Below are 1,896 nucleotides of genomic sequence, written 5' to 3'. Positions count from 1 at the left end.
TCCCCCCCCCCCCCCCCCCCCCCCCCCCCCCGCCGGCCGGTCTCAGACCGGGGACACCAGGTCCAGGTAGCCGTCGTCCCACAGGTCCTCCGTGCCGTCCGGCAGCAGGAGGACCCGGTCCGGGCGCAGCGCCTCCACGGCGCCCTCGTCGTGCGTCACCATCACGAGGGCGCCGGGGTAGGCGCCGACCGCACCGAGGACCTCGTCGCGCGAGGCGGGGTCGAGGTTGTTGGTCGGTTCGTCCAGCAGCAGCACATTGGCGCCGGAGTGCACCAGGCCGGCCAGGGCCAGCCTGGTCCTCTCGCCTCCGGAGAGCACCCCGGCCGGCTTGTCTGCATCGTCGCCGCCGAAGAGGAACGCTCCGAGTACGTGCCGTGCCTCCCCGTCGCTCAGGTGGGGAGCGGCCGCGGCCAGGTTCTGCCGCACCGTCAGCGCGGGGTCGAGCGTCTCGTGCTCCTGGGCGAAGTAGCCGAGGCGCAGGCCGTGGCCGTGCACGACGCGGCCGCCGTCGGGGGTCTCGCGCCCGGCGAGGATCTTCAGCAGCGTGGTCTTGCCGGCCCCGTTGAGGCCGAGGACGGCGAGCCGGCTGCCCCGGTCGACGGCGAGGTCGACGCCGCCGAGGACGCTGCGGCCGCCGTAGGACTTGACGAGGCTGACGGCACCGAGGGGGGTGCGCCCGCAAGGGGCGGGCTCGGGCAGCCGGATCCGTGCGGTCCGCTCCGTGCGGCGGGCCGGTTCGAGGGCGGCGAGCATCCGGTCGGCGCGGCGGACCATGTTCTTCGCCGCGACGGCGGTCGCGACGTTCGCGCGCATCCGGTCCGCCTGGGTGCGCAGCGCGGCCGCCTTGCGTTCGGCGTTCGCCCGTTCCCGGGTGCGGCGCCGCTCGTCGGCCGCGCGCCGGGCCAGGTACGCGCTCCAGCCGGTGTTGTGGACGTCGACGGCGGCGCGGTGCGCGTCGAGGTGGAAGACGCGGTTGACGGTGTCGGCCAGCAGGCCGGTGTCGTGGCTGATCAGCACCAGCCCGCCTTGGTGGGCCGCCAGGAAGGTGCGCAGCCAGGCGGTCGCGTCGGCGTCCAGGTGGTTGGTCGGCTCGTCGAGGAGCAGGGTGCCGTGCCCGGCGAAGAGGATGCGGGCCAGCTCGGCCCGGCGCCGCTGTCCGCCGGAGAGGGCGCCCAGCGGTTCGCCCATGGTGCGGGCGGGCAGCCCCACGCCGGCGGCGACACGGGCGGCCTCGGCCTCGGCGGCGTATCCGCCGCGGGCCTGGAATGCGGCCTCCGCCCGGGCGTACGCGTTCATGGCACGCTCCTGGGCGGCTGCGCCGCCGGCTTTCGCCATGGCGTCTTCGGCGGCCCGCAGCGCGCGGACGGCCCGGTCCAGGCCGCGGGCGGAGAGGATCCGGTCGGTGAGGAGGGTGGCGGGGTCGGCGGCTTGCGCGTCCTGCGGGAGGTAGCCGAGGGAGCCGGTGACGGTGATGTCTCCGGCGGCGGGCCGGAGCTCGCCGGCCAGGGTCCTCATCAGGGTCGTCTTGCCGGCGCCGTTGCGGCCGACCAGGCCGATGCGGTCGCCGGGGGCCACGTGGAAGGAGACGTCGGACAGCAGGAGGCGGGCGCCGGCACGGATGCCGGCACCGCGAACGGTGATCATGGGATTACGCTCCGGAACAACTCAAGGACACACGGGTGGCGTGGGATCGGGTCCTTGAGCTAAGAAATGCGGGGCGTAGACATGGGGCCGAGGGTAGCCGCGCGAGCGCGGCGGGCGCATCCGTATTTCGTGCGCACCCGGACCGGCGAACGCCCCGTGAAGCGAGCCCGGATCGCGAAAGCGAAGGAGAGAGGCCCATGCGCATGCGTTCGAGACTCTGGATCCTTCCCGTCCTCACCGCCCCGGTGGCGG

The 1,896-nt window shown here is 75.0% G+C and carries 1 protein-coding gene; it reads right to left on the bottom strand.

What is annotated here, in order from left to right:
• Positions 1–42 precede the first annotated feature (42 nt).
• A complete protein-coding gene (locus V7793_RS37085) occupies positions 43–1,644 on the bottom strand; it encodes an ABC-F family ATP-binding cassette domain-containing protein (protein WP_336014084.1) in 1,602 nt (533 codons plus the stop codon).
• Between the last annotated feature and the right edge of the window lie 252 nt (positions 1,645–1,896).

The organism is Streptomyces sp. KLMMK (assembly GCF_036961605.1).
In the GTDB taxonomy this organism is placed as follows: domain Bacteria; phylum Actinomycetota; class Actinomycetes; order Streptomycetales; family Streptomycetaceae; genus Streptomyces; species Streptomyces telluris.
The sequence above is the reverse complement of the archived record's forward strand: the minus strand, read 5'-3'. Positions and strand labels throughout refer to the sequence as shown.